General features: G+C 38.2%; 1 protein-coding gene. It reads left to right on the forward strand.

The features are described 5' to 3' along the window. Positions 1-101: 101 nt before the first annotated feature. On the forward strand, positions 102-1,599 hold a 1,498-nt coding region (locus CQ046_RS23360), incomplete at its 3' end, for a T9SS type A sorting domain-containing protein (protein WP_105704562.1).

The raw sequence follows: 1,599 nt of genomic DNA on the forward strand, positions 1-1,599 counted from the left end.
TTTAAAGCATACCACATTAATTCAATTTTCACGTCTTAAAAAGTGTTAAATTTGCGCGGTTTTTAAAACTAATTATTAACTCAGAAAACAACAATACGGGAATGAAAAAATTCTATCTCAGTGCATTTACTTTATGTACTGTATTGGGCATATCTGCCCAGGAAGTGATGTGGCAAAAAGACATCAAATCCTCTACCCAGGATTTCTTAAGTCAGGTTACCACAACCATCGATCAACAATATCTTATAACAGGAAGTTCAATACAGTCTAAAAGCCAGATGCAAGAAGCCAATGGCCAAAAGCAAAACAATGGTTACGATTTCCATCTGGTAAAACTGAACCAGCAGGGAGAAGAAGTTTGGGGAAAATATTTCTCAGGACATAATCATGATTATCTATCAGCAACAGTTACCACTCAAGACGGTGGATTTCTTTTAGCCGGAACTTCTTACTCAGGAAAAGGACTGGATAAAAAAGAGGATTCGAAAGGAGGATCTGATATCTGGCTGATCAGAATCAATGAATTTGGAGATGAATTATGGCAGAAAACCTTAGGAAGTTCTTCCGATGAAGAAGCCAGAGCTGTCATTCAAACTACAGATTTAGGATTCTTTGTTGCCGGAAATGTTCAAAATTCTTCAAAAGGCTATGGTTCCAAAGATGTCTTCATTACAAGATTGGATAAAGACGGAAAAGAATTATCACAATTAATTTTAGGTGGAAGAGGCTTAGATGAAGTGGAGAAAATGATTCCAACAAAAGATGGCGGAGCATTACTGGGAATTTATTCCAGAAGTTCCGAGGTTCGTGTTTCGGGATCTGGCAACACTCAAGCCAATAATCAGCGGTCTGCAAGCTCAACGGCCATTAGCCAGATGCCAAAAGCCAGTAGCAATTATGGTGAAGGCGACTATTGGATTGTCAAGCTAGACAAAACCGGAAAAGTAGAATGGGAGAAGAATTTTGGAGGGAAAGGTGATGATCATATCAGAACCCTGGCATTAACTTCAAATGGGTTCATTATTGGTGGAGAGTCAAGATCAGAAAGATCAGGAAATAAAACTGTAGACATTGAAGAAGGAACAGATCTTTGGTTAATTGCTTTAAATGAAAAAGGGGATGAACAATGGCAGAAATCCTACAATTTCAAAAACCGTGATATTCTGATGGGGATGAGCGTTTTGCATTCTTCAGACGATAAATCTTCCAAAGGAATTCTATTAGGAGGTTATACCCAGGCTGAAGGAAGAATACAAACCGATGATGAGACTTTCTGGATGCTATACTTAGATCAGAATGGAAATGAGCAGTGGAGAAAGCACGTCAAAGGAGAATCCAGAAAGAAGGAAGAAAGACTTTCTGATTTAAAACTGAACAGAAACGGTTCAATTGTTCTGGCCGGAACCAGTGCAGAAGAATTAGGCAAAGAAAACTGGAAGATTGTAAAGCTGGGCGACAAACAGGTTGATCAGCTGATTGAAAAATATGACATTAAGATCTATCCAAATCCAGTATCAGATTATGCTTATGTTGAAATTGGTTTTGATTTTAAAGAAGCTGATATTCTGTTGTACGACATGAGCGGAAGACAGCTTCAAA

The organism is Chryseobacterium sp. MYb7 (assembly GCF_002979455.1).
GTDB lineage: Bacteria > Bacteroidota > Bacteroidia > Flavobacteriales > Weeksellaceae > Chryseobacterium.